Below are 1782 nucleotides of genomic sequence, written 5' to 3' on the forward strand. Positions count from 1 at the left end.
CAAAATGTAGAGCTTTCTGTTTATAAAGGGAAGCTTACTGCGCTTATCGGTCCGACTGGTTCAGGTAAATCAAGTGTACTCAAGGGAATTTATCGAACCTATTTACCTACCTATGGGCGAATACTCTATCAAACAGCGAAGGGTCATAAGATCGATTTAGCGAAAGCCAATGAGCACCAGATACTACAGCTAAGGCAGGATGAGATTAGTTTTGTCACGCAGTTTCTTCACATATTACCGCGCAAACCTAGCGAGTTTATTGTCGCTCAATCTCTTTTGAAACGTGGTGCAAGCATGCACGAAGCGCTGGATAGTGCTCGCGATATGCTGGCACGTTTGAATTTACCTGAACGGTTATGGAGTTTATCTCCGGCAAACTTTTCCGGTGGCGAGAAACAGCGAGTCAATCTAGCACGAAGCTTGGTAGCCAAGCCCAGATTGCTGCTGCTTGATGAACCTACCTCCAGTCTAGATCCCATTACGACCGACGTGGTGCTGGGTGAATTGCNGAAGTTGAAAGAGCAAGGCGTCGCCATGCTGGCTATTTTTCATGATCCAGCACTGGTTGAAAAAATGGCGGAGCACGTCGTTGAACTTCAAATTCCTAAATCCGTAGACCAATTACTAGAGATGACTCACGCATGAAGACACTGCTTACGAACGCTTCAATCGTACTACGCGACGAAATATTAAACGATGCCTCTTTGCTGATTGAAGACGGTTTTATTCACTCGATTAATCCTGATGAAGTCTCTGTGGAGCAAGTGATCGATTTACAGGGAGATCTCTTGATGCCTGGCATGATAGACATTCATTGCGACGCTCTGGAAAAAGAAGTTGAACCGCGCCCGAATGTTCACTTTCCTCTAGATTTTGCCTGTGCTCAGGCAGATAAACGCAATGCGGCTGCCGGGATCACGACTGTTTATCATGCCTTGTCTTTTGCGCATGAAGAACTTGGCGTGCGAAACAATGACTTTGCTGCAAATGTTGCGCGCGCTGTGCATGAATGGCAACCACATGCTTTGGTGGATAATCGTGTTCACTGCCGATATGAAATTACAGACGAAACCGGTGTGCCAATTCTCAAGAAATTGCTTGAGGAGGATGCGATGCACATGATTTCAATGATGGATCATACGCCAGGTCAGGGGCAGTTCAAGGACATGGCAGCTTACAAGAATTATTTGAGTCGCACGTATAAGAAAACTGAAGCCGAAATTGATGATATTGTTGAACGCAAGGTAAGCTCGGCTGCTGGAGCGTTTGAACGTATGAAAGAGCTCAGTACGCTTGCTCATCAACGTAATATTTCAGTGGCTAGTCATGATGATGAATCAGTTGAACGAGTAGCGACGATGAGAGAAATTGGCGCAGATATCTCAGAATTTCCGATTAACTTGGAAGCGGCCAAAGCTGCTAAATCAGCTAATATGGCAACCGTCTTTGGCGCTCCTAATATTTTGCGAGGAAAGAGTCAGTCAGGTTCAATGAAAGCGATCGAAGCCATAGAGCATGGCGTGGCTGACTGTCTGTGTGCAGACTATTCTCCTGCGGCTTTGATTGTGGCTGTGTTTGAGATTCCTAAACTAGTCGACATGTCATTAGCGGAGGCAATTAAACTAGTGACTTACAATCCGGCCAAGGCGGCAAGGCTGGAAGACCGTGGTGAAATTGCTTCAGGAAAAAGGGCAGACCTCATTGCCGTTGGGCAGCCCGGTGGTCTTCCCCAAATTTCACGTACTTGGAGCGCGGGAGACCTGGTTTTTCAGGTGCAATATG

General features: G+C 46.5%; 2 protein-coding genes. Both read left to right on the forward strand.

Going from position 1 to position 1782, the window contains the following annotated elements; genetic code table 11:
* Positions 1-645: phosphonate C-P lyase system protein PhnL (locus A3762_RS14560; protein WP_068756262.1), on the forward strand; the 645-nt coding region annotated here is incomplete at its 5' end.
* Positions 642-1782, forward strand: a 1141-nt coding sequence (locus A3762_RS14565; protein ID WP_068756265.1) for an alpha-D-ribose 1-methylphosphonate 5-triphosphate diphosphatase, incomplete at its 3' end; no start/stop codon positions are given. The genes A3762_RS14560 and A3762_RS14565, both read left to right, overlap by 4 nt.

It is taken from the genome of Oleiphilus sp. HI0125, assembly GCF_001635355.1.